Source organism: Flavobacteriales bacterium, assembly GCA_026129465.1.
In the GTDB taxonomy this organism is placed as follows: domain Bacteria; phylum Bacteroidota; class Bacteroidia; order Flavobacteriales_F; family PHOS-HE28; genus PHOS-HE28.
This window is the reverse complement of the sequence record JAHCIA010000001.1, coordinates 245963-270719: the sequence shown is the minus strand read 5'-3', so window position 1 is coordinate 270719 and position 24757 is coordinate 245963. Positions and strand designations below refer to the sequence as shown.

At 63.3% G+C, this 24757-nt stretch carries 23 protein-coding genes; 16 read left to right on the top strand and 7 right to left on the bottom strand.

Going from position 1 to position 24757, the window contains the following annotated elements:
* Positions 1–46: 46 nt before the first annotated feature.
* Entirely contained in the window at positions 47–1156 is a 1110-nt protein-coding gene (locus KIT10_01080) for a class I SAM-dependent methyltransferase (GenBank protein ID MCW5897834.1), read from the bottom strand.
* A 181-nt stretch (positions 1157–1337) separates the two neighbouring features.
* Here KIT10_01080 and KIT10_01075 point away from each other — a divergent pair, with 181 nt between their 5' ends.
* Positions 1338–2375: a helix-turn-helix domain-containing protein gene (locus tag KIT10_01075; protein MCW5897833.1), complete on the top strand. Its 1038-nt coding sequence runs from the start codon at positions 1338–1340 to the stop codon at positions 2373–2375.
* A 53-nt stretch (positions 2376–2428) separates the two neighbouring features.
* Here KIT10_01075 and cphA read toward each other — a convergent pair whose 3' ends face one another.
* Positions 2429–5125: a cyanophycin synthetase gene (gene cphA, locus KIT10_01070; protein MCW5897832.1), complete on the bottom strand. Its 2697-nt coding sequence runs from the start codon at positions 5123–5125 to the stop codon at positions 2429–2431.
* A 349-nt stretch (positions 5126–5474) separates the two neighbouring features.
* Here cphA and KIT10_01065 point away from each other — a divergent pair, with 349 nt between their 5' ends.
* The 7 genes from KIT10_01065 (at position 5475) to KIT10_01035 (ending at position 10680) form a co-directional block, all read left to right on the top strand.
* On the top strand, positions 5475–6341 hold the full coding sequence (locus KIT10_01065) for a cyanophycinase (GenBank protein MCW5897831.1): 867 nt from the start codon (positions 5475–5477) through the stop codon (positions 6339–6341).
* A gap of 26 nt (positions 6342–6367) precedes the next feature.
* The gene (locus tag KIT10_01060; GenBank protein ID MCW5897830.1) at positions 6368–6655 is read left to right on the top strand and encodes a DUF3817 domain-containing protein; all 288 of its coding nucleotides are present in this window, start codon (positions 6368–6370) and stop codon (positions 6653–6655) included.
* Positions 6656–6852: 197 nt separating this feature from the next.
* Positions 6853–7224, top strand: a complete 372-nt coding sequence (locus KIT10_01055; protein MCW5897829.1) for a YtxH domain-containing protein — start codon at positions 6853–6855, stop codon at positions 7222–7224.
* Positions 7225–7253: 29 nt separating this feature from the next.
* Positions 7254–7637: a hypothetical protein gene (locus tag KIT10_01050; protein MCW5897828.1), complete on the top strand. Its 384-nt coding sequence runs from the start codon at positions 7254–7256 to the stop codon at positions 7635–7637.
* The gene (locus KIT10_01045) at positions 7630–8079 is read left to right on the top strand and encodes a hypothetical protein (protein ID MCW5897827.1); all 450 of its coding nucleotides are present in this window, start codon (positions 7630–7632) and stop codon (positions 8077–8079) included. The genes KIT10_01050 and KIT10_01045 overlap by 8 nt, the downstream gene beginning before the upstream one ends.
* A complete protein-coding gene (locus KIT10_01040; protein ID MCW5897826.1) occupies positions 8076–9206 on the top strand; it encodes an AI-2E family transporter in 1131 nt (376 codons plus the stop codon). Before KIT10_01045 ends, KIT10_01040 begins: the two co-directional genes overlap by 4 nt.
* Before the next feature lie 73 nt (positions 9207–9279).
* Positions 9280–10680, top strand: a complete 1401-nt coding sequence (locus KIT10_01035) for a hypothetical protein (GenBank protein ID MCW5897825.1) — start codon at positions 9280–9282, stop codon at positions 10678–10680.
* Positions 10681–10692: 12 nt separating this feature from the next.
* Here the strand turns inward: KIT10_01035 and KIT10_01030 are convergent, their stop codons facing one another.
* Both KIT10_01030 and KIT10_01025 read right to left on the bottom strand, forming a co-directional pair.
* The gene (locus tag KIT10_01030; GenBank protein ID MCW5897824.1) at positions 10693–11622 is read right to left on the bottom strand and encodes an isoaspartyl peptidase/L-asparaginase; all 930 of its coding nucleotides are present in this window, start codon (positions 11620–11622) and stop codon (positions 10693–10695) included.
* A gap of 128 nt (positions 11623–11750) precedes the next feature.
* Positions 11751–12248: a DUF4920 domain-containing protein gene (locus tag KIT10_01025; GenBank protein MCW5897823.1), complete on the bottom strand. Its 498-nt coding sequence runs from the start codon at positions 12246–12248 to the stop codon at positions 11751–11753.
* A 108-nt stretch (positions 12249–12356) separates the two neighbouring features.
* Here KIT10_01025 and KIT10_01020 point away from each other — a divergent pair, with 108 nt between their 5' ends.
* The 5 genes from KIT10_01020 to KIT10_01000 all read left to right on the top strand — a co-directional run bounded on the left by KIT10_01020 (position 12357) and on the right by KIT10_01000 (position 16461).
* Positions 12357–12689, top strand: coding sequence for a DUF1801 domain-containing protein (locus KIT10_01020; protein MCW5897822.1), 333 nt, complete (start codon positions 12357–12359; stop codon positions 12687–12689).
* 137 nt (positions 12690–12826) lie between these two features.
* Positions 12827–13246 (top strand): RimK/LysX family protein, encoded by a 420-nt coding sequence (locus tag KIT10_01015; GenBank protein MCW5897821.1) that lies wholly within the window; start codon positions 12827–12829, stop codon positions 13244–13246.
* A gap of 46 nt (positions 13247–13292) precedes the next feature.
* Complete coding sequence (locus tag KIT10_01010) at positions 13293–13724, top strand: hypothetical protein (protein MCW5897820.1); 432 nt, start codon at positions 13293–13295, stop codon at positions 13722–13724.
* 9 nt (positions 13725–13733) lie between these two features.
* Positions 13734–15224, top strand: a complete 1491-nt coding sequence (locus KIT10_01005; protein MCW5897819.1) for a S9 family peptidase — start codon at positions 13734–13736, stop codon at positions 15222–15224.
* Between the two features lie 97 nt (positions 15225–15321).
* On the top strand, positions 15322–16461 hold the full coding sequence (locus KIT10_01000) for a beta-lactamase family protein (protein MCW5897818.1): 1140 nt from the start codon (positions 15322–15324) through the stop codon (positions 16459–16461).
* A 218-nt stretch (positions 16462–16679) separates the two neighbouring features.
* On the opposite strand, the gene KIT10_00995 is transcribed toward KIT10_01000, so the two are convergent.
* Together KIT10_00995 and KIT10_00990 are read right to left on the bottom strand one after the other, a co-directional pair.
* Complete coding sequence (locus tag KIT10_00995) at positions 16680–19850, bottom strand: putative metal-binding motif-containing protein (GenBank protein ID MCW5897817.1); 3171 nt, start codon at positions 19848–19850, stop codon at positions 16680–16682.
* Between the two features lie 31 nt (positions 19851–19881).
* Positions 19882–20796 (bottom strand): hypothetical protein, encoded by a 915-nt coding sequence (locus tag KIT10_00990; protein ID MCW5897816.1) that lies wholly within the window; start codon positions 20794–20796, stop codon positions 19882–19884.
* A 201-nt stretch (positions 20797–20997) separates the two neighbouring features.
* Here KIT10_00990 and KIT10_00985 point away from each other — a divergent pair, with 201 nt between their 5' ends.
* Both KIT10_00985 and KIT10_00980 read left to right on the top strand, forming a co-directional pair.
* Positions 20998–22080, top strand: coding sequence for a fatty acid desaturase (locus KIT10_00985; GenBank protein MCW5897815.1), 1083 nt, complete (start codon positions 20998–21000; stop codon positions 22078–22080).
* 138 nt (positions 22081–22218) lie between these two features.
* The gene (locus KIT10_00980) at positions 22219–22623 is read left to right on the top strand and encodes a DoxX family protein (protein MCW5897814.1); all 405 of its coding nucleotides are present in this window, start codon (positions 22219–22221) and stop codon (positions 22621–22623) included.
* A 2-nt stretch (positions 22624–22625) separates the two neighbouring features.
* Here the strand turns inward: KIT10_00980 and KIT10_00975 are convergent, their stop codons facing one another.
* On the bottom strand, positions 22626–23918 hold the full coding sequence (locus KIT10_00975; protein MCW5897813.1) for an aminotransferase class V-fold PLP-dependent enzyme: 1293 nt from the start codon (positions 23916–23918) through the stop codon (positions 22626–22628).
* Between the two features lie 48 nt (positions 23919–23966).
* Between KIT10_00975 and KIT10_00970 the strand changes: the two genes are divergently transcribed.
* Entirely contained in the window at positions 23967–24737 is a 771-nt protein-coding gene (locus KIT10_00970; protein ID MCW5897812.1) for an enoyl-CoA hydratase/isomerase family protein, read from the top strand.
* Positions 24738–24757: the final 20 nt, after the last annotated feature.

The window sequence follows — 24757 nt, the reverse complement described above, 5'->3', positions numbered from 1 at the left end:
GTGGATCCCGAACCAGCGGTGGTCGCCCGGACAACCCCACAAGTGCTTAGCGACGCGCTTCAAGGATGAGGTTGAAGGGCGTTTCTGCCGTACGCCGGAATTGCGAGAAGCCGGCCTGGCGGAACACCTCGCCCAGCCGGGCCTCGCCGGCCTGTGCGCCGAGCACGAGGTGGCCGCCCTCCGAGATGGCGTGCGCACAACACATCAGCGTGGAGCCGGTGTAGAAGAGTTGACCGGCCAACGAGATGTTGTCCTCGATCCGGTCGTTGGCGAAGGGCTCCACGAGGAACACGGTCCCGCCAGGCGCCAGCACCTCCCGGGCATACCGCGCGGCTGCGACCGGATCGCCCAGATCGTGCAGGCAATCGAAAAAGCAGACTAGCCCGTACTGCCTGTCCGGATAGTCCACGGCCCGTGCCACCTCGAAGGTGACCCGGTCGGCCACGCCCGCCTCGGCCGCATGGAGCTTCGCCTCCTCGATGGAGGCCGCATGGCTGTCGTAGCCATGGAAGCGGGAGTTCGGGAATGCCTGCGCCATCAGGATGGTCGAGTGGCCGTGGCCGCAACCAACGTCCGCCACAGTGATACCCTCCTCCAACTGCTTCACCACGCCATCGAGGGAGGGCAGCCAGTGCTGCACCAGTGCGCCACGGTAGCCGTTGCGGTAGAAGGACGCAACGCCGCAGTGCAGACGGCCGTCGTGCGCACCCCAGGGGATGCCCTTGCCGGTGCGGAAGGCCTCCAGTGCCCGGGCTTCGCCGGCCCAGAGCGCCGCGGGGATCTCCCACGCGGGTGTGAAATAGGCCGGGCTGCCCTCGTCGGCCAGCACCAACGCGTGCTCGGGAGGCATGCTGTAGGTATCCGCGTCCGCATGGTAGCTGATGTAGCCGCTGGCCGCCTGCGCGTTGAGCCACTCGCGTACGTAGCGCTCCGCGCAGCCCGTGCGCGACGCGATCTCGTCGGAACCGTGCGCAGCGCCGTCGGCCATAGCTTTGTAGAGTCCGAGCTTGCTGCCCAGGCTCACCATCAAACCCACATAAGCTCCCGCGAAGTCGCTCAAGGCCCGCATGGCGAACGCCTCCAGTTTCTGCTTGTCGATCGCGGTCGTCCCGGTCAAACCGGACGCTTCCTTTGTTTCCATGGTCAATGTGTTCATGTTTGGGAGGCAAAGGTCCCTTGGCGACCCGGACGCCACCAGAGCCGATATCGCCCGCAACAGGTCCATTCCTGCCAACGCAAGAGCATATTCTCCGAGAAAGGCGCTGCGGATCCCTTCCATATACCTGAGCGCATACGAGCGCGCCACCCTTACCACATAGAGATATGGACCACATGCCATGACCAGCCGACCGCCCCAACAGCACCCCGCCGCGAAGCACGTCTGCCTGCTGGCATTGCCCGATTCCGTGGTGTCCACGCTCAGCGGCATCTACGATGTGATGAACGCCTTCGCGCTGATGGATATGCCCGACGACGCCACCGGGCCTCGGGTACCGTTCCAGGTGGAGATCGTGGGCGAGGTGGCCGGGCCGCTCCAACTCGCCAGTGGCATCCCGATCGATGTGCAGCGGTCGATCGCCCAGGTCGGATCCACCGATATCGTCATCGTCCCCTCGGTGCTGCTCCGCCTTGAAGGATGGAAGAAGGGCCGCTACCCGGTGCTGGTGGAGTGGCTGCGAAGGATGCACCAACGCGGCGCGGTGCTCTGCTCGGCATGTTCGGGGATATTCCTTTTGGCTGAAACAGGACTGTTCGATGCGAAGGACGCCACAGTGCATTACAACTATGCACGCGCCTTCAATACGGTCCATCCATCGGTACCGGTCCATCCGGAGCGTGTACTTGTGGTCTCCGGCCCGCGCGAGGAACTGGTGAGTTCCGGCGCATCGATGACCTGGCACGATCTGGTCCTCTACCTATTCGCGCGCTACGCTGGTGTTTCCATGGCGCAGGAGGTTGCCCGGCTATTCGCCCTGCAATGGCATCAGGACGGCCTCACCCCCTACATGGTCTTCGATGGCCGCCGCGACCATGGTGATGCGGAGATCCTCAGCGCCCAGCAATGGCTGGACACCCACTTCACCGTGGCGAGCCCGGTGGAAGGGATGATCGAACGCTCACGGCTCGCGGAGCGCACCTTCATGCGGCGCTTCAGGAGAACCACCGGCCACACCCCGATCGCGTACGTGCAGCAGTTGCGTATCGAGGAGGCCAAACGCCGGCTCGAACGGACGGACACATCCATCGAAGAGATCGGCTGGCAGGTGGGCTATGAGGACCCGGCCTTCTTCCGTAGGTTGTTCAAGCGCACCACGGGGATAACGCCGGGCGCATACCGAAAGCGTTTCCTGGTGCCAGGGATGGCTGATCGGTGATCACTTCTGAAGCGTATATACGCTGAATGAATTGAGTTCCTTGGGCATTCTGCTCACTGCCCATGTTCCTCAACGGGCACCTCCGTCTTTCCCACCAGCTCCTTGTTCCGGTTCGGGATGTCCTCTTTGCTGAAAGGCACCTGCTCGTCCTCCTCCTTCAGCTTCAGCACCAGCGCCAGGGCATCGGGCACCACGTCGCTGCAGAGCACCACGAAGGCCCCTTTGGGCGCGGTGCCGATGGCGTGGCGGATGGCCTCCTCCTCCTTCTTGATGATCGTGTACTTCTTGCTGGGGTCCACCTCCTTGATGCCCTGCACGAGCAGGTCGATGATCGCATCGTCGGTCTTGCCGCGCAGGTTGCGGTCCTGGCGTATGATGATCTCGTCGAACATCCGCGCGCTCAGTTTGCCGAGGTTGATGGTGTCCTCGTCGCGGCGGTCGCCCACGCCGGCGATGACGCCGATCTTGGGTGAGTCGGGCACCTTGTCCACGAAACGGCCCAGGGCCTCGAAGCCGTGGGGGTTGTGGGCGTAGTCGACCACCACCTGGAAGTTGCGGAACTGGAAGAGGTTGAGGCGGCCCGGGGTCTGGGTGGCGCTGGGCACGAAGGTCATCAGGCCCTGGCGCAGCTCCTCGATCTTCACCCCCTGCGTGAAGGCCGCCAGCACGGCGGGCAGCACGTTCTGGATGTTGAACACGGCCTTGCCGCCGTACGTGAGCGGCACGTTCACGGCCTTTTCGATCCGCAGCTTCCACTCGCCCTTGCTGATGGTGATGAAGCCGTTCTCGTACACCGCCCCCAGCCCGCCAAGCTTGAGGTGCTGGCGCAGCACGCGGTTGTTCTCGTCCATGCTGAACAGGGCGATCCTGCATTCGCACTGCTTGCGCATGGCCATCACCAGTTCGTCATCGGCGTTGAGGATGGCGTAACCGTCGCGGCGCACGCTGCGCGGCACGGTGCTCTTCACATGGGCCAGGTCTTCCAGGGTGCTTATGTCCTGCAGACCCAGGTGGTCGGCGGCAATGTTGGTGACGATGCCCACGTCGCAGTGCTCAAAGCCGAGGCCACTGCGCAGCATGCCGCCACGTGCGGTCTCCAACACGGCCATGTCCACCACAGGCTCCTTCAGCACGAACTGCGCGCTCTTCGGACCGGTGCAGTCGCCCTTCATCAGCATGCGGTTCATGATGTACACCCCGTCGCTGCAGGTCATGCCCACCTTGTGGCCCACGCTGCGCATGATGTGGGCTACCAGACGCGTGGTGGTGGTCTTGCCGTTGGTGCCGGTGATGGCGATGATGGGGATGCGGCTGGGCGCGCCCGGCGGGAAGAGCATGTCGACGACGGGTTCCGCCACGTTGCGGCCGATGCCCGAGGTGGGCTCCAGATGCATGCGGAAGCCCGGCGCGGCGTTCACCTCCAGCACGGCACCACCGTTCTCGGTGATGGGGCTGGTGAGGTCGGGCGCCATGATGTCGATGCCGCAGATGTCCAGGTCGATGATGCGGCTGATGCGCTCGGCCAGGAAGATGTTGAAAGGGTGGACGATCTCGGTGATGTCCTCGGCGGTGCCGCCGGTGCTGAGGTTGGCAGTGGCCTTGAGGTAGATGACCTCGCCCTGGGCGGGCACGGTGTCCGGGGTCAGGTCCCGCTTGGCCAGGAGCTTCAACGTGTGATCGTCGATGTCGATCTGCGTGAGGACCTTCTCGTGGCCGTAGCCACGTCGGGGGTCGGTGTTCACCTCGGCGACAAGCTCGGCGATGCTGCGCTTCCCGTCACCGGCGACACAGGCGGGGGTGCGCTTGGCGGCCGCCACGAACTGGTGGTTGATGACGAGCAGGCGGTGGTCGAAGCCGGTGATGAAGCGCTCCACCACCACGCTGCGGCTCACCTCCCTGGCCTTGTGCAGCGCGGGGATGGCCTCCTCCAGGCTCTTGATGCCGATGGTGGCGCCGCGTCCGTGATTGCCGCCGATGGGCTTGATCACGCAGGGGAAGCCCACCACTTCCAAAGCGTCCTTCAGGCCTTCCTCGGTGCGCACCACGCGGCCCTTGGGCACGGGGATCTCGTAGCTCTCCAGCAGGTCCTTGGTCTCCTCCTTGTCGCAGGCGATCTCCACACCGATGTTGCTGGTCTTGCTGGTGATGGTGGCACGGATGCGTTTCTGGTGGATGCCATGGCCCAGTTGTACCAGTGAGTGCTTGTTCAACCGCAACCAGGGGATGCCACGGGCCACCGCCTCCTCCACGATGCTGCCTGTACTGGGGCCCAGGCGGCTCTCCTCGCGGAGTTCGCGCATGGCCTGGATGTCGGCGGCGAGGTCGTACGCCATCCCTTCCACCAACGCTTCGGCGATGCGCACCGCCGCCTTGGCGGCGTAAACGCCCACGGGCTCCTCGATGTAGCTGAAGACCACGTTGTACACCCCGTGCTGGCCAGTGCTGCGCGTACGGCCGAAGCCGGTCTCCATGCCCGCAAGGGTCTGGATCTCCAACGCGATGTGCTCGATCACGTGGCCCATCCAGGTGCCACGCTTCAGGCGCTCGTAGAAACCGCCTTCGTGTCCTTCGCTGCAGCGGTGCTTGTAGAGCGTGGGCATCAGCGTGGTGATGCGCTCATAGAAGCCGGGGATCTTGTCGGTGGGCCGCTCCTCGAGCCCCTCGATGTCGAGCCGCATGATGATGAGCTTGTGCCGCTTGACGGACCAGTGGTTGGGGCCACGCATGGCCTTGATGTCGAGGATGCGCATGGGGAGTGGTGGTAAGAGGACGGGGAAGATATTGATGAAATGCGGGTTGGATGTTGGGGGGTGGTGCAGTTGGGGGTTGGCACCGGAGCCAAGCTCGACGGCCGCACCTGTAGCGTCGGCCCACCAGGTGGACCCGACAAGTGCCGGCCCGGAACATGACATCCCCCTGTTCATCAATTCCGACCGCCTGGTGATGCGGTCGTGAAGGGGCGGCTACTTTCGCGGTGGGGGGGGCGTCAGACGACAGTTGTCAGTTCGCAGTTGTCGGTTGTCAGGCCGAACGCCACGGACAACTTACAACCGACCACTGACAACAGCGTGGGGCAAGCGGGGGGACCAAGACCTGAGCATGACACCAAAAGGGAAACTCATCGCCATCGGCGGCAACGAGGACAAAGGCGGGCAACCCGACGGCGGGCACCGCGACCGGGTGTTCCGGAACGATTTCATCGAGAGCGGCATCCTGAGACGTGTGGTGGACGAGAACGGCGGCCCGGGCGAGAGCCTCGCCCTGATCACCAGCGCCAGCAGCATACCGGATGAGGTGGCGGCCAATTACATCGAGGCCTTCGGAAAACTGGGCGTGACCGAAGTGGACCACCTGCGCATCCGGGACCGCAAGGAGGTGACGCCCGACATGGTGGCCCGCCTGGAGCGTGCGAGTGGCGTAATGATCAGCGGCGGCAACCAGCTGCGGCTCACCAGCATTTTCGGCGGTACCACCTTCGCGGAAGTATTGAAGCGGCGCTATCACGAGGAGGAACACTTTGTGATCGCGGGCACCAGCGCGGGGGCCATGTGCATGAGCAACACCATGATCTACCAGGGCCACAGCAGCACCGGCCTGTTCAAGGGCGAGGTGAAGATGACCACCGGCCTGGCCCTGGTCAGCGATGTGATCATCGACTCGCACTTCGTGGCACGCGGCCGCTTCAGCCGGTTGACGCAGGCCGTGGCCTCCAACCCGGACAGCATCGGCATCGGGCTGGGCGAGGATACCGGCGTCATCATCACGGAGGGCAACCACCTGGAGATCATCGGCAGCGGCCAGGTGATCATATTCGACGGGCATGAGTTGAAGCACACCAACATCGCCGACGCCGAGGAGGGCCACCCCATCAGCATCGAGCACATGATCGTCCACATCATCAGTGCAGGCTACCACTACCATGTGAAGAAGAGGAGTTTCTTCGCGCCGGAGGCGGTGGGGAGGTAGATCCGCGCACCATGTCCGAGTCCCCCATCATCACCCGTTTCCGCCACATCGCCCGCGCCGAGGGGGTGAGTTTCCTGGTGCTCCTGTTCATCGCCATGCCGCTGAAGCACCTCTGGGACATGCCCCTGGCGGTGCGCTATGTGGGTTGGGCACATGGGGTGCTCTTCATCTGGTACTGGGTGGCCGCCGTGCCGCTCTTTACCAAGTTGAAGTGGGACCCCGAGCGCATCATCGGCCTGGGCGCCGCCAGTGTGCTGCCCTTCGGCACCTTCGTCATGGAGGCCAGGTGGCTGAAGCGGTCCCCGGACCCTTGATGGGCCGGTGCGCCACGACCTGTGGAACGGCTTCCTCGTGCATGGCCCTATCGGCCGGAACGATCACTGGGCTGGATGCCCCGCCGATCGTTGGAACCTGACATCCGTCCTGTGCGCATGGTCCAAGTGGCCCGTACCTTGGTGATCCCGATGCGGATGGTCACCTGATCATCACAACGCGAAAAACCCCCACTACCATGACCAACGAAAGCAAAACAGGCATCTTCGGCTTCCTGGCCGGGGCCGCCATCGGCGCCACCTTGGGCATCCTCTTCGCTCCCCGCAGCGGCAAGGAGACCCGTGAACGCATCGCACGCGGCGTAAAGGACGCCAGAAGCGATGTGGACGACTTCATCGACCAGGCCCGTGAGGAATGGACCAAGGCGAAGGGGAAGGCCACGAACGCCGCCACCATGACCAAGGACGAGGTGAACGACTTCGTGAAGTTCCTCTTTGAGGAAGGCCAGGACCTGAAGGAGCGCCTCAAGAAGGACGTGAAAGGCAGCGCCGAGGACGTGGCCGACCGTGCCCGCAAGGCCGCCGAGAACGTGAAGCACAGCGCCAACTGAGTCCAGGGATCCATCGCACCGATCCCACCATGGACGACGAACGCTACTTGGACCCGGAGACCGGGCGGCCCGATCTCGGTCTTTTCGCCGAGGCCGTGCTGGATGACGCCAAGGCCTGGTTCGAGGCCCAACGCGAACTGACCACCCTCGCGGCCAGCGAAAAGGCCGGGCGTTTGGCGGGCATGGTCATCGCCTTCCTGGTGATCTTCTTCTTCCTCAGCGCGGCCTTCCTCATGGCAAGCACTGCCCTGGCCCTGTGGCTGGGTGGTCTGTTGGGCGCCACGGGATGGGGTTTCCTCTGCGTGGGCGGCCTCTACCTGTTGCTTGGCCTGCTCTTCATTGTGCTGTGGAAGGCCGGTCTACGGGACAGGGTGGTGCTCACTTTCATCAACGCGATGCATGGTCATGGCTGAACGATTCACCTCCATGGCCCAGGTGCGCGCGCACCGCGAACGCCTGCGCGCCGGACGCGATGCCCATGCCCGCGCCATGGAGGAGCATTGGACCGCCCTGCGCGAACCCGCCATCCGCCAGGCCTTGGTCGGCGGTGCGGTGAAGGGCGTGCTGCGGTCCCTGTTCACCTGGCGCACGGCGCGCGATGCCGCCGAAGGTGCCGCACCGGGCGTATTGGGGGCCGCCGTGGGCGCGGCCTTGGGCGGGCCGGGCAAAGGCCCCCTGCGGCAAGCGGTCGCCGCCGGGCTCAGCGCCGCGATCCCCCTCCTGTGGGAACGGTGGTTCGAGGAGGGCAAGGCCGGACATGTACTTTCGGAGCTCGATCGATCCTGGGAGCGCGTGAAGGAACACGTGCGCGAGCGCCGCAGGGCGCACCAGGGATCCGGCGACGAGCAGGCATGAACACCACCGACGCCCTGGGGAGATACGTGCATGTGCTCTTCGCGGTGGTGCTCACCGTAACGGTGCTCCACTTCGGCCGCGACCTCATCATCCTGTCGCTGATATCGGCGCTCTTCGCCTTCATGCTGTTGCCTATGGCGCGCCATGTGGAGAAGCTCGGCGCGCCGCGCTGGCTGGGCGCCCTCGCCGCCACGCTGTTCCTGCTCGCCATTGTGATGGGTGCCTTCTTCTTTCTGGGCTGGCAGCTCTCGCGTTTCGGCAAGGACATCCCGGCATTGCAGGAGCGGTTCATCGAGAAGGGTTTCGGGGTGCTCGGGTGGATCGAGGCCCACACCCACATCGACCAGCGCGAGCAGGTGCGCTGGTTCAACGACCATGTGAACGAACTGGCGGAGTATGGCGGCAAGACCCTGGTGAAGGTCTTCTCCAGCACCGGCGCGGCCCTGGCCTTCATCGTGCCCATCCCCATCTTCGTGTTCCTCCTGCTGCTCCTGAAGGACAAGTTCCGCATCTTCTTCAAGCAGGTGGGGCACAAGAGCAACGGGCTGGTGCTGGAGGTGATGGTGCGCATCTCCAAGCTCTCCCGGAAGTACATCCGCGGGGTCCTCATCGTCATCCTCATCCTGGGCGTCCTCAACAGCATCGGTTTTCTGCTGCTGGACCTGAAGTACGCCATCCTGCTGGGCTTCCTCGCGGGATTCCTCAACATCATCCCATACATCGGCGTCCTCATCGGCAGCCTTTTCCCGATCCTCATCGCGCTGCTTACCAAGGACCACATCGGTTATGCCATCGGCGCGCTCGGGGTGTGCCTGTTCACGCAGTTCCTGGAGAACAACCTGATCACCCCCAAGGTGGTGGGCAGCAGTGTGAGCATCAATCCCCTGGCGAGCATCCTGGCGCTGCTGGGTTTCGGCATGCTATGGGGCGTGGTGGGCATGGTGGTGGCCATTCCCTTGATGGGCATGCTGAAGATCGTATGCGACGCCATCCCCGGTCTGCAACCTTACGGCTACCTGCTTGGTGAGGACATCGACTATCCGGAGGAGCAGCGTTACAACCTGCCGTTCATCGGTCGGAAGCGGCCCGCGGGGATGCCACCGGCGCATGACCCGAGGGAGGTGTGAGCGTTTATCCTGCTTGGCGCAGGGATCGACCAATGCGCAACGGTCGAACCTGACCGCAATCTACGTTCGCGGCATGACGACCGCGCTGCGTTGCTCCCTACTGCTTGCTACCACCATATTGCTTGCAGTTGGATGCGGCCGCAAGGAACCGTCCGACGCTGAAATGCTGCAGCGTGATCGTATCAAGCTGGAACGCGCCCTGGATGGGATCGTGCTGGACCACTACAAGTTCTTGAAGACCTGCTTCAGGGTAATGCCCGTGTTGGATACCACAATCGCGGAACACCGCAGGGTGAAGGAACTTATGGACCGGATCATGCCCGAGCTGTTCGACGGTCGCGCGGATGCGGTCCCCGCCAAGGACCACACGCAAAAAGAACTCACGCTACAAGATGTGACCGAATTCCTGACCGCCTACCTCGATCTGCGTGCATTCCTGCGTGACCATGACGAGGATGACTTTCCCACGATAATGGAGGGCCAGGCCATGTTGAAGGGGGACTCCGTGGAGACCATCTTGAATGGGCGCGTGGTATCGTTGTGGCCACCCCTGGAGCCAGAAGCAAGGCATTATCTGCAAAGCATGGAGCATACCATCATGAGCGTCTTCATGTTGATGGACCGCTCCCGTACGTTCACGAAGAAGATGCTGCTGTACGAATGCGCCAAGAGCGACATGGAGGATCTCGAAGGCGAAGAGCTGAAAGCTTTTCTCCAAATGATCCGCGGCTTCGTGTTCTTCGATCAAGGGCTATTGTACCTATCAGAGAAGGAATACAGCGATAACCTGGACTGGCTGTATGCCCATCCGCACGAAGAACTGCCGCTCACCTCCACCATACTTTTCTGGGCACCCCTGTTCACCGGCGAGAGGGTTGCCCATCCGGTCATTGTTCCCCAGAAAGCCGCGCACCATGCCCATGTGCTGCTCAACCACCTGCTGCGGGCCGTTTCGCGTACGTCCATGACCAGGACGATCGATGAGGAACGCGCCATGGAAGACTTTGAAGCCATTGTGCGTACGGCACATGAGGCCGGGGTGGACAATGAAATGGTCTGGTCCGTGGAAGCCTACTTATACCTGCACCAGGGGAAGACCGATGAAGCCATGGCTGCACTGGAACGACTGAAGTCCAGCCGGTCACTTGGCAAAGCGGAGAGAAATACGATCGAAGAGTCCATCCGTTACCTTGAGAAAAGAGAGCCCGGAAAAGCCATGAACGGCCTGTACGACAAACACTTCCTGAGCAAGCTGTTGATCCAATACATGTACTCCCGGATGGAGAAGCAGGATTGGACCGCGGTCCTGAAGAAGGTCGGCATCATACAGGATGCATGGCTCGCAGACCTCATCACGAAGGTCTCCGGGGTTCTGGAACAGGTGGACGCAGCCGCTTCAGGGGATGCCTTGAAAGAGAAGGGCAAAGAGCTTAAGGAGAAAAGCAAGTCGTTGTTGGACGACCTCTGGAACTGAAGCGGGTCGACGCTATTCCCTGAAGATCGCCGTGTGGAACACCCCGTCGGCACCCACATGGCCGCGATACATGCCGGTGCAGTTGAAGTCCAGCACCACGATGCCGTCCTTGTCCACCGCGATCAGGCCACCATCGCCGTCCAGGGGCGGTAGCTTCTCGTGTACGACCACACGCACGGCCTCCTTCAGGCTTAGCCCTTTGTAGGCCATGAGGGCATGCACATCGTGGGCGGCGACTGCGCGGATGAAACTCTCGCCGTGGCCGGTGCAGCTCACCGCGCAGCTGGCATCGTTGGCGTAGGTGCCCGCACCGATGATGGGGCTGTCACCGATGCGCTGCCACTTCTTGTTGGTCATGCCGCCGGTGCTGGTGGCCGCCGCCAGGTGCCCATGCTGGTCCAGTGCCACGGCGCCCACCGTGCCGAACTTCTTCTCGCCGTCGCTGTGGTCCAGCTGGTATTGGTCCGTGCCGCGTGTCTTCTTCCACTGCTCGTAGCGGAACTCGTCGAAGAAGTACTGGTCGTCCTCCAAGGGCACTTTCTGCTTGTGCGCGAACTCGAAGGCGCCCGTGCCGCTCACGAGCACGTGCTCGCTGCTGTCCATCACGCGGCGCGCGAGCAGGATCGGATTCTTCACGTTGTGCACACTGGCCACGGCACCGGCGCGGAGTGTCCGGCCGCACATCAGGCTGGCGTCCATCTCGTGCTGGCCATCGGCGTTGAAGACCGAACCGCGCCCGGCGTTGAAGTGCGGGCTGTCCTCCAGCGCCATCACGGCGGCCTGCACGGCTTCCAGAGCATCGCCGCCTTCGGCGAGGATGGCGTGGCCGCGGCGCAGGGCGTTCTCCAGCGCATCACGATAGGCCTTCTCGCGGGCCGGGGTCATCTGTTCGCGCGAGATGGTGCCCGCGCCTCCGTGGATGACCAATGCAAAACGTTCCATGTTTTCCTGGGATGATCGTGTGTCCGTCCGGGCGTCGTGGTCGCCTGCTGGTGTGCAGCCGGCCAGCAGCGTGAAGCACGAAGCCCGGAGCCATGCCCCGGGCTTCGATCGCTTCACATGGGAAAGCATCATTCGGTGATGAGAACACCCTCGGCGAGGAAGGTGAGCACATGCTTGGGTTCGGTGATCTTCTCGATCTCCTCCTTGCTCTTGCCGGCGTCCTCGGCGTAGTGGCGCAGGGTGGCCACATCGAAGGTCTCGCGGCTGGCGGTGCCCTGCAGAATGGCGCGCTTGCCTTCGAGACCCTGCTTGGGCACGAAGAAGCCGTAGTCCACGAAGCGGACCTTCATGGGGTTGCCATCAGGAAGCTTCACGTCCATCCAGCAGCCTTTCACGGCGCAGCTGCTGATGATCTCGCAATCGAGCTTGGTGGTCATCGTCTCCTGGGCGGACATCGCCTTCACGAAGTCCGTGGCACTGATGGCGCCATCAGGGGTGATCCTGGCCCCGTAGCTCTTCGTGGCCGGCTGGGCCGTGGCACCCTGCTGGGCGGAAACTTCCTGGGAAGCGGTCTGGCAGGCGAAGAGGGCGAAGGCCGCCAGGGCGAGTGGGAGTGTGCGTGTCATGTGCTGTTGTCCGAACGTGTTGGGTGCGAAGATCGGAGATCCTCCCGGGCCGCACATGCGCTTCGTCATGCGGATCCATAGGCCGGGCATCCCGTTAACTTGGTCTGCGTGAACGATCAGATCTCCGGCTACATCGCCCAAGCACCCGAAGAACAGCGCCGCATCATGGAAGCCGTGCGCAAGCTGGTGCACACCCACGTGAAAGGCGTACGGGAGGAGTTCAAATGGAGCCGGCCAATCTTCGCCACGGCGAAGGACTTCGCCTACCTGAGGACCTCCAAGGCCTATGTCACCTTCGGGTTCTACCAGGCCGGCCCGTTGGACGACCCTGAGGGACGGCTGGAAGGCACCGGCAAGAACATGCGCCACATCAAGCTGCACACCCTTGCCGATGTGGATGCCGCGCTGCTGAAGCGTTGGCTGAAGGCGTTGACCACCTGAGACCGGCCATGGATGCTGAGCGCCCTGCGAGCGGAGGTTCTTCAGCCGCTGGCGTGCGCCCACGCCCACCCCATGCTGTTCGTAAGCCTGCGTCCCGGATCCCATCGCCCTGTTCCACAGCCCGATAACTTGCCCCCATGGCGCCAGCGGAGCAGACCCTCATCGGCCGGGTGGAGCACATCGCCCTGCCGGGGCTCGGCATCGCACGGGTGGCGGCCAAGATCGACACGGGGGCCTACCGCAGTGCCTTGCACTACCAGCGGCTGAAAGTGCGCACCGTGGGCGGTGTGAAACAACTGCTGGTGACCTTCCAAATGGGCGGCCAACGCAGGACGAAGATCTTCAAGGCGTTCAAGCGCGTATCCGTGAAGAGCAGCAATGGCGAGACCAGCCGCCGCTACCTGATCAGCACGCGGGTCAGGCTAGGACCACATGTGGTGCGTGCCCAATTCACGCTCTTCGATCGCAGCGATATGAAGTACCAGGTGCTGCTGGGAAGAAAGTTCCTGCGGGGCAGGTTCGTGGTGGATGTGGCGAAGCGGTTCGTGCTGGGGTGAAGGTCCCCATGGCGTTGGATAGCTTCGTGCTCCCCATTCGAACCCCATGCGTCAAACCTTACTCTCCGCGTTCTTCCTGCCACTCTCCCTCCTCGCCCAGCAGGCCACCATCCCCGTCACCGACAACCTGGTGGTGGAAGGCATTCCACCGCTGCCCGCCGAATTGGCCGAGGAGGTGCGGCGCTACAGCGAGGGCCGCAGCGCCAGCTTCACAGCGTGGCATCCGCAGCGCCGTGAGATGCTTGTCAGCACGCGCTTCGGCAACAGCAACCAGCTGCACCTGGTGAAGATGCCCGGTGGTGCGCGTACCCAGATCACCTTCTTCGCCGAGCCCGTGGGCAGTGCCACCTACGAGCCCAACGAAGGCCGCTACTTTCTCTTCACCAAGGACCAGGGCGGCAACGAGTTCGGGCAGATCCACCGCTTCGAGGTGGCCAGCGGAAAGAGCACCATGCTCACCGATGGCGGCCGCTCGTAGAATGGCGGCATGGTGTGGAGCCGCGATGGCAGGCGCATCGCCTATGGCAGCACCATGCGCAATGGCAAGGACCGCGACATCCGCGTGATGGACCCGCTGGAACCCGCCACGGACAAGGTGGTGAGCGAGAACAGCGGTGGCGGCTGGGGCGTGGTGGACTGGAGCCCGGACGACACGCAATTGTTGATCGGCGAGTACCTCTCGGTCAATGAGAGCCGGGTGCATTTGGTGGACCTGAAGACGGGCATACGCACCCGCATCCTGCCCCGCAAGGATGAGCGCACCACCTACCGGCCATTGCGCTTCACCGCCGACGGCAAGGGCATCTTCCTCACCAGCAATAGCGGCAGCGAATTCAACCGGCTATGCCATTACGACCTGGGCACGAAGAAGCTCACCGTGCTCACGCCGGACATTCCCTGGGATGTGGCCGGCACCGATCTGAGCAAGGACGGCCGCCGACTCGCCTTCACCACCAACGAGAACGGGCTGAGCAAGCTGTACATCCTGGACACCGGCACGCGCACCTACGTAGCGGTGGGAGGCCTGCCCGTGGGGCTTCTCGGCGGGCTGGAGTGGACGGCCGATGGTCGCGCGCTGGGGCTGACCCTGACCACCTACGACTCTTCCAGCGATGCCTATGAGTACGACACCACCACACGGCAACTGGTCCGCTGGACCGAAAGCGAGAGCGGCGGCATGGACCTCAGCGGGCTGCGCGAACCGGAGCTGATCACCTGGCCAAGCTTCGACAAACACACCATCTCCGGATTCCTGTACCGTCCTGCTGATCGCTTCACCGGCAAGCGGCCCGTGATCATCAACATCCATGGCGGGCCGGAAGGTCAGTCCAGACCGGGCTTCCAAGGGCGCAACAACTACTTCCTCAGTGAACTGGGCGTGGCCATCGTCTACCCCAATGTGCGCGGCAGCAGCGGCTTCGGCAAGACCTTCCTGGACCTGGACAACGGCATGAAGCGCGAGGACAGCGTGAAGGACATCGGCGCGCTGCTGGACTGGATCGCCACGCAGCCCGACCTCGACGCCGACCGCGTGATGGTGACCGGCGGCAGCTACGGCGGCTACATGACGCTGGCCGCAAGCGTGCACTATGCCGATCGTATCCGCTGCGCGATCGACATCGTGGGCATCAGCAATTTCGTCACTTTCCTGAAGAACACCGAGGATTACCGCCGCGACCTGCGCCGCGTGGAGTACGGCGACGAACGCGATCCGAAGATGGCCGCCTTCCTGGAGAGCATCTCCCCGCTGAACCATGTGGAGCGCATCACCAAGCCGCTCTTCATCATACAAGGGGGCAACGATCCGCGCGTGCCCGCCAGCGAGGCCGTGCAGATGAAGGAGCGCATCCAGGCCAATGGTGGCAACGTGTGGTTCCTCATGGCCAACGACGAAGGCCACGGCTTCCGGAAGAAGGGCAACCAGGACTTCCAGTTCTATGCGATGGTGGCGTTCATGCGGGAGTTCCTGCTGAAGTAGTCGGTCTGTTGGGCTCGGGTGCTGACGCTTGGCTGGCGAGAAGTGTCGACACCAGCATAACAGAGCACCCTGTTGTGCGCGTCCTACCTTGGACGACATGCCTGGTCCCAGATCATCCTTTCAGCAATTACTCGATCGCCTCGCCGCCAACAGATCCCACCCGCACGCCATCATGGAGATCCAGCGCGGCGATGGCACCGTGCTCTTCAGCGGCGCAGCCGGCGTGGCCGATGCCAGTGGGCGGCCCATGACGACGGACGTGCCGTGGTTCATCGCCAGCATCGACAAGACGATGACCGCCACGGTGGTGATGCAGCTGCACGAGGAGGGGCTGTTGAGCATTGACGACAAGCTGGTGGACCACCTGCCGCAGGACGTGGTGCAGGGCATCCACACCTTGAAGGGCGCGGACCATGTGCCGTCCATCACCCTTCGCCACCTGTTGGGTCATGGCAGCGGACTGGCGGATTGGCTGGAAGACAAGCCCAAGGGAGGCAAGGCCTTGGTGGAGGAGTTGAAGTCCAGCGGCGACCGCGAGCTGCCGTTGCACGATGCCATGGACCGTGTGCGCCGCATGACCCCACACTTCGCGCCGCGTCCGATCGGGCAGGGAGGCCAGCGCATCCGCTACTGCAGCACCAACTACATGCTGCTGAACGCCATCATCGAGGCGCGTACCGGCAAGCCCCTGCACGATGCTTTCCGCGAACGGCTTTTCGCACCGCTGGGCATGCGCCACACCTGGCTGTCCGGCTGGCACGATCCGCTGGAACCCACGCCCCCACCTGGCGACCTGTGGTTCGGGCCGGGACCGTTGCCCATCCCCAAGCTGATCAAGAGCATCCACAGCATGTACAGCACCGGGCCCGACCTGATCCGTTTCATGCGCGGCATCGTGCAGGGCAAGGCCTTCCGCAGGCCGGACACCTACGCGCTGATGACCGGCACCTTCAACCGTTTCGGCCTGCCTACGGACATGGCCGCACTGCGCAATCCCAGCTGGCCCATCGAATATGGGCTTGGCATCAAGCGCTTCCAGATCCCGCGCTGGTTGCCGCCTTTCCGCCATATACCCGCGCTGATCGGCCATACCGGCAGCACGGGCTCGTGGCTGTTCCACTGTCCGGAACTGGACATCTACCTGGCCGGAACCGTGGACCAAGGAACATCCGGAGCGGTGCCCTACCGGCTTATGCCGATGGTGTTGCGATCGTTGCAGGCGGAAGTTGCCGCATGAGGTCCGGAGCCTGAAAAGCGCCGATATTCAAGCCCCCTGGAACCGCAGCTACCGCAGGCTGTGATGACCGACCTGGTCGTACCCAGCGATGCGATCCTCATCGACGATGCCCTTCCAACTGTCGTCGAAATCGTCGTTGATCTCCGAGCGCCGGGATACACGGCGGGGCCGGGATCGTCGCGATCGCCAGCACAATGGGTCCAGCCATCGGCATCGGGTCAGAGCGGCACACAAACACCATTCTCGCAAATGAGTCCCGGGCCACAATCGCTGTTCAGATCGCAACCCTGTCCCTGCGCGCATGGCGGGCAATCCGGACCACCGCAGTCCACATCCGTCTCCGTCCCGTTCTTGATGCCATCGGTACAGTTGGCACATGCGCCCTCATCGATCTGGCCATCGCAGTTGTCGTCGATGCCGTTGCAGAACTCGAAAGCTCCGGGATACACGTTGGGGTTGTTGTCGTCGCAGTCACCGGCACAGGTGGTCCAACCATCGCCGTCCGCATCCGGGCATTCCGGCTGGCAGGTCCCACCCTGGCACACCAGACCTGGTCCACAATCGTTGTTCAGATCACAGCCCTGTCCCTGCGCGCATGGCGGGCAATCCGGACCACCGCAATCCACATCCGTCTCCGCCCCGTTCTTGATGCCATCGGTACAGTTGGCACATGCGCCCTCATCGATCTGGCCATCGCAGTTGTCGTCGATGCCGTTGCAGATCTCGAAAGCTCCGGGATACACGTTGGGGTTGTTGTCGTCGCAGTCACCGGCACAGGTGGTCCAACCATCGCCGTCCGCATCCGGGCATTCCGGCAGGCAGGTCCCACCCTGGCACACCAGACCTGGTCCACAATCGTTGTTCAGATCGCAACCCTGTCCCTGCGCGCATGGCGGGCAATCCGGACCACCGCAGTCCACATCCGTCTCCGTCCCGTTCTTGATGCCATCGGTACAGTTGGCACATGCGCCCTCATCGATCTGGCCATCGCAGTTGTCGTCGATGCCGTTGCAAAGCTCCGGTCGCGCGGGGTTGATCATCGCGTTCGTGTCATCGCAGTCGATGTTGTTGGCCACGTAGCCCGGGGGCATCGAGCAGGCGATCTCAGTACTGCCTATATCGCCGTATCCATCGCCATCGGCATCGCGATACCACACCTGGCCGTCCACGGGGTTCTCATCGATCTCCCCGTCGCAATCATCGTCGATGCCGTTGCATAGCTCCGGGACGCCGGGATTGATCTCGGGGTCCTCATCGTCGCAGTCGCCGGCCCATGGAGCATAGCCCGGTCCGGGGTCATCGCATGAAGCGATGGCACCGTCAAAAACACCGTAGCCATCACCGTCCAGGTCCGGATACCACATCGACGCTCCTTCATCCACCTGACCATTGCAGTTGTCATCCAGGCCGTTGCATATCTCTGGAGCGAAGGGATGGATGCCTACGACATCATCATTGCAGTCGCTGCCTGACGCCCATCCATCCCCGTCATTGTCCACCAGTCCCACGCAAGCGATGAACTGGGAGAGGCATCCATAGTCCGTCAGACAAGAGACACACTCCGTATTCAGTGCGCCGAGACAACTGTTGCCATGGCAATAGGTGTAGTAGCAGGTCAGGTACTCCACGGCGCACTCCTGGCATGCATCGCTCACGCCCAGTGTACCTGTTGGGAATATGGCGGCCAGGTTTTCGATCTGGCATTGTGCGTAAGGCGGGTTGTTGATGCAGAAGCTCTGGTTCACCTGGGATCGCGCATACACGGCATTCAGGAAGGCCACTTGGTCGTTCCCGATGTAGGTCGCGTCCTCCGGTGAGCAGAACTCGGACCCTTGGCAAGCGCCCTCATCGATCTGGCCATCGCAGTTGTCGTCGATGCCGTTGCACTGCTCCGTGGCTCCGGGGTACACATCAGGGTTGTTGTCGTCGCAGTCGCCGTCGCAATTGGTCCAACCATCGCCATCCAGATCCGCACAGGGTTGGCAGTAGCCGTTCACGCAAGGGCTGTTCCCACACGCCCCCCACTGCTGCCCGTATGCGAAGCCGCACTCGATACCCGGGCATCCCTGCTCGAAGTACACCTCGGGATCGGTGTCGTCGCAGTCGTATGGGTTGTCGACGAAGCCCGCGGGTTGCGTGCAGCCAACGACGGTGTTGGTGTGGTCGCCATAGCCATCACCGTCCAGGTCCCTGTACCAGGTCGCACCTATGGTCACCGAAGGGTCCGCATCATCGCAGTCTGAGCCTGAGACATAGCCATCCCCGTCCGCGTCCGTGAGTCCCGTGCAATTGATGAAGCCTTGCAGGCAGGGCGTATTGTCGAAGAAGCACTGATAGCACGCTTCGGGACTCTGCAGACAGACGACGAGGCAACTTTGAAGACCCACACACTCAACGAACTGCTGTGCGCATTGGTGGCAATCCAGCGAAATGGGCATGCTGCCATCCACCTGACCCTCGGCGATCCATGCAGCCAGGTCCGCTTGGTTGAACTGATCCAATGCCCAGATATAGATGTAGTCCCTCAAATAGTTGTACTGGTTCTGGTCGATCCAGGCTTGCTCCTCGGCGCTGCAGAGCTCACTGCATCCCTGTCCCGGGTAGCGCAGCGGATCGCTGTCATCGCAATCATCCCCATTGCCCACATACCCTGATGGCCGTGCGCACGACACTTGGCTGATGTCCGGGTCGCCATAGCCATCGTCATCGGCATCCAGGTACCAGGTGAGGTGGGCGGCCATGTCCGGGTTGTTGTCCACCTCGCCATCGCAGTCGTTGTCCTTGCCATCGCCGCAAAGCTCAGGCGCGCCGGGGTATACCGTGGGGTCGTTGTCGTCACAATCGATGGGATCGCTGCAACCGGGGTTGTCGTACACGCCATCACCGTCCAGATCCTGGCAGCCGCCGTTGGCCGCGCTGATGCCCGGGATGATCACGAAGCAGCCGTTCCCCTGCTTCAGCGTATCGCCCAGCAGCGATACCGAGAAACAATCCACCGCACGCGCATGCAAGGCGTAGGGTACGCTGAGCAACTGCGTGGTGCCCATGTTCTGGAAGTCGCTGCCACCCGAAGCATCCATCTCCACTTGGATGAAATGCGACGATGCGCCCCACCCGATGGCCGGGAAAGTGCTCTCCGTGGGTGTGCCCTGGCCCACCGCGATGCTGAACAAGCCGAAGGGACTGGTGGTGACGCTGTGCAGTTCCTGGTAGGCCACATCACCGCCGGGCGATCCCACGAGGATGCTGATGCGCAGGGTGATGGATTCCGAGGACTTGACGTTGCCGAAAGCGTCGCGGGCCACGCCCTGGAAGTCGAAGGCCTGCGGGGCTTGTGCGGTGGCCAGCAGGGAAACCAGCAACGTGGCGATCAGGATGGGGATTCTCATCGGACTGAGGAATAGGTGCGAGGTGAAGGGTTCAGGGCAACTGGCCCATGCGGACGTTGGTGGGCACCGTGCCGCCTATGGTTTGAAGAATGGGATCCCGGTCGTTGTCCTGACCGGTGTACTTGACCGTCCCATCCAGATTCACATCATGGGGCATGTAGCCGGAGGTGGTGGCCGAGGGCACCAGGCCACCGATGGCTTGCAGGATGGGGTCGCGATCGTTGCCGGGGCCGGTGTATTGCACCACGCCGTTGCCGGTCACATCACCCGCCCAGAGCAACCAGCGGCCACCGCGCAGGCGTTGCGCGTCCAGGCCATAGGTGTCGATCATGCCAGTGGAGAGATCCAGCGGGGTCACCGCCCAGCCGAGTGCCACCGGTGCGGCGGTCATCACGGGCAGGTGGTTGCGGTGATGCACGGCCACATGGTATTCTCCGGGCAATGCCGACATGCCGATCGCGGAGGAGCCATCGCGGTCCACCACATCACCATCGCGCTGCACAAGGGCGGCACGTGCCGAGACGACATGGGCGGGATGGAGCGCATCACGCAATTCGATCCACACCCAGTCCACGATGGCATCGGGGCCGTCCAGCACCAGGATCCCGGAGGGGAAGGACTCTCCTCCCCCGCCAATGCCCTGGTAGCCGAGATCCGAGTAAGGTTCATTGAAGGGGATCAGGCCCGCCAGGCGCAGACCATCGCTCATCAGGCTGTTGGATTGCTGATAGGGACCATCGAGCAGCACACGGATATCCAGGGACAAGAACACCCTGTCCGGCTGCTGCACACCGGCCGTGATCATCTCCGAAGAGGCCTCATAAGTGGCACTGGCCGTTTGGCCAAGGGTCCAGCCGAGACTTGCGCCCGACCCTTCCCCATGGCCACCTGCGGAAACGGCGGCGCGGCGTTCCAAGGTCTGCGCCTGGCCAAGGGTGGCTGCCAAAAGCAAGGGGGTCAAAGCGATCGTGCCCCAACAAGACCTCTTGGTCAAGGGGTACATCAGATGCCGGCGGGAAGAAGGAGGCATGCGAGCGAGGGTTCTTCTTGCGGTGCAAGATCCCCGGGCAGCGCATACCCGGCAATAGAACTTTTGTTAGTCCGCCCCCCTTGCGGCGACCGAACCTTGTCCTCACCTTGGGCGCATATGCTCACCTTCAGCACCCAAAGCGACCCGGAGACCTCCCGGCCAGCCACCACCACCCTCGACCGCTTCTTCGTCCGCCTGCTTAACGATCCGCGCGACCTGCCCTTCATCTACCTGGGGCTGCTGGTCACCTTCACGCTGATCCCGCTGGCGGTGCTGCTTTACATGCCCTTTGTGCCAGCCTGGCTCTGGTGGACCATCGCGGTGGTCTACCTTTTCATCAACAACATCACCTTCAAGGGCCCCTTCGGCCTGATGCTGCACTGCACCACGCACCGGCGCTTCTTCAAGAAGAAGTATGACCTGCTGAACCACTACCTGCCCTGGGTGCTGGCGCCCTTCTTCGGCCAATCGCCCGAGACCTACCGCGCGCACCACATCGGCATGCACCACGTGGAGAACAACCTGGAGCCGGATGAGAGCAGCACCATGCCCTACCAGCGGGACTCCGGCAGGGACTTCCTGCGCTACTACTTCACCTTCCTGTTCACCGGCATCTACACCCTGGTCCGCTACCTCTTCGGACGCAACCGCGACAAGCTTGCCTGGCAGGCCGCGCGTGGCGAAGTGCTCTTCATCCTGTTCTGCGCCGCGCTCTGCTTCGTCAATTGGCAGGCGACCGTGGTGGCCTTCATCCTGCCCTTCATCGCCTTCCGCCTGGTGGCCATGGCCGGCAACTGGGTGCAGCACACCTTCATCTGTCCGGAGGAGCCCGAGAATCCCTACCGCAACAGCATCACCTGCATCAACGTGAAGTTCAACCGCAAGTGCTGGAACGACGGCTACCACATCAGCCACCATGTGGACCCCACCCTGCACTGGACGGAACATCCGCGCTTCTTCCGGGAGCACCGGGAGGAGTTCGCTCGGAATCGAAGCGTGGTGTTCGACAACCTCAACTACACGGATGTGTTCATCCTGCTGCTGCGCGACCGATACGACCTGCTCGCCCAGCGCTTCGTGGACATGGGCGGACATTTCAAGGATGACGCGGAGGTGATCGCTTTCCTGCGCAGCCGTGTGGTCCCCATCCCCTTCCCGGCGGTCCAGCACCAGCTCCGCACGGACCTGTCCATTCCATGATCCGGATACAGGCCGGATGAAAGTTCCCCCATGGGGACATGACCGTGCCGTATCTTCACGGTGTTCTTTGAGCATGTGCGGATGGTGAGCACCGGCTGGCCGGCCGGTGGGGTTCAACGACCACCAACACCCATCACGATGGAACACATCGCGCAACGCCTGGCCGCGGAGCAACTCCCGGCAGCGCAACGCCGCCTGGTATGGGCGGCGCAATGGACCCTCTTCGTTTCATTCCTCGTCCTGGGCCTCATGCGTTTGCTGATGCCGATGGAGGAACTCATCCGGATCATGTCCTGGCCCGGGGCGGTGCCTGCATGGGCGGTACGCATGATCGGCGCACTGGAGGTGGCCGGTGCGCTGGGCGTGGTGCTGCCGGCGCTCACCGGCATCAAGCCCTGGCTCACCACCATGGCGGCCTTTGGGCTGATGGTGCTGATGATCTGCGCGTTGGGCTTCCACCTGATGCTCTTCCAGGGCGCCATGCTGCTGCCCAGCCTGGCCCTGGGTCTGCTGGCCGCTTATGTGGGCGTACGCAGGTTGTAGGCTCAACCCTTCGCCACATCGCGGATGCCTTCCACCAGCCGGTCGAGGTCCTCGAAACTGGTGTAGACGTTGGGCGTCACACGCACGTGGTCGTAGGGTGCTTCAATGCCCGGGATCCCTTCGCGTTCGATGGCCACGGTATGCACCTTCCAGCGTTCGAACAACTTGTCGGCGATCCAGGTGGCTTTCTTCCCCTTGATCCCGAAGGTGCCGATGGCACAGCCGTATTGCGGATCGGGGTGCGTTTCAAAACGCAGGTCCTTCACGTCGCGCACGGCATCGGTCCAGTACATCCGCATCTGTTGCAGCCGCTCCTGCTTGCGCCGCGCGCCGATCGTCTCGTGCAGGTCGATCGCGTAGCCGGTGGCCATCTCGATGGGGAAGCTGCGCGTGCCGAGTGACTCGAACTTGCGGATATCGTCGCTTTCGGGCTTGTCGTTGCTGAGCAGCGGCCATACGCGAGCGACCTTCTCCTTCCGGATCCACAGCATGCCTGTGCCGAAGGGCGCACAGAGCCACTTGTGCAGGCTGGTACCCCAATAGTCGCAACCGAGGTCGGCGATGGAATGGTCCAGCAGGGCGAACGCGTGCGCACCATCCACGAGCACTTCGATGCCCCGCTTGTGCGCCTCGTCGGCGATGCGCCGCACGGGCATGATCTGGCCGTTCCAATTCACGATGTGGGTGATGTGGACCACCTTGGTGCGTGGCGTGAAGCATTTGATGTAGGCCTGGGCCATGGCCTCCTCGTCATCGCCAGGCAGCTTCGGGTCGGCGTACACGAGCTTCACGCCATCGCGCAGCGCGCGCTGTTTCCAGGCGTTGGCCATGTTGGGATAGTCGCAGGTGGCCACCACCACTTCATCGCCCTTGGCCAGCCGCAGACCGAAGATGATCGTGTTCAGCGCCTCGGTGGCGTTGCGCACGATGGCCAGCTCGTCATGCGGCACACCGGCGATGCGGGCCAGGTTGCGCCGCAGCGGCTCGCGGTCCTGGTCCAGGATGCGCCACATGTAGTAGCTGGGCGCCTCGTTGCACATGCGGTTGTAGTGGTCCAGCGCCTCCATGGCCGCACGGGGCGAAGGGCACACGCCGCCGTTGTTGAGGTTGATGAGCGTGGGGCTGCTGGCGAAGGCGGCGCGGACATGGCGCCAGAAGGTGCCCTCCCCTTCCTTCGATCCCGGCCTTGCCTGCAGGCGGGCCAGTGGGCCATAGGCCGCCTCAGCGGTGGGATGCAGGGCCAGCCCGCCGAGCAGCGCGGCGCTCTGGCGGATGAAATCGCGGCGATGGGTCATGGCGATCGTGTTCGTACGCAAGCACGAACTTCGGCCACGAAAACCGAAATGCCAATGAGCGACGGATACGTCAAGGCCGAAATTGCGGACGGCATCGCCACGGTCACCTTCCACCACCCCAAGAGCAACAGCCTGCCGGGCCACATCCTGCGAGGCATGGCCGAGGCGATCGAAAAGGCGGGCCAGGACCCGGCCGTGCGTGTGATCGTGCTGCGCAGCGAGGGCGACAAGGCGTTCTGCGCCGGCGCCAGCTTCGATGAACTGGTGTCCATCGGGAACGAGGCGCAGGGACTGGCCTTCTTCAGCGGCTTCGCGTTGGTGATCAACGCCATCCGCAAGGCACCGGTCTTCGTCATCGGCCGCATCCATGCGCACGTGGTGGGCGGTGGCGTGGGGCTGGCGGCCGCGGTGGACATCGCCCTGGCGCACGAGGAGGCCACCGCACGCCTGAGCGAACTGGCCATCGGCATAGGCCCCTTCGTGGTGGGCCCGGCGGTGGAACGCAAGGTGGGCACCGGCGCCTTCACGCTGATGAGCGCCACGCCAGCCATGCGCCGCGACAGCCATTGGTGCGAGCGGCACGGGCTCTACAGCGAATTGTTCCCACACATCGGCAACCTGGACCTGCGCCTGAAGGAACTTACGGGCGAACTTTCCGGCTACAGCCCCGAGGCCATGCGCGAACTGAAGGCTGTCGCCTGGAGCGGCACCGAGCACTGGGACCGGCTGCTGGTGGAGCGTGCCGCCATCAGCGGGCGGCTCGTGTTGTCGGACTTCACCCGTGCGGCGATCGAACGCTTCAAGCAGGGCGGCCGCTGAGGCCTGATGTTCGCCGGGCG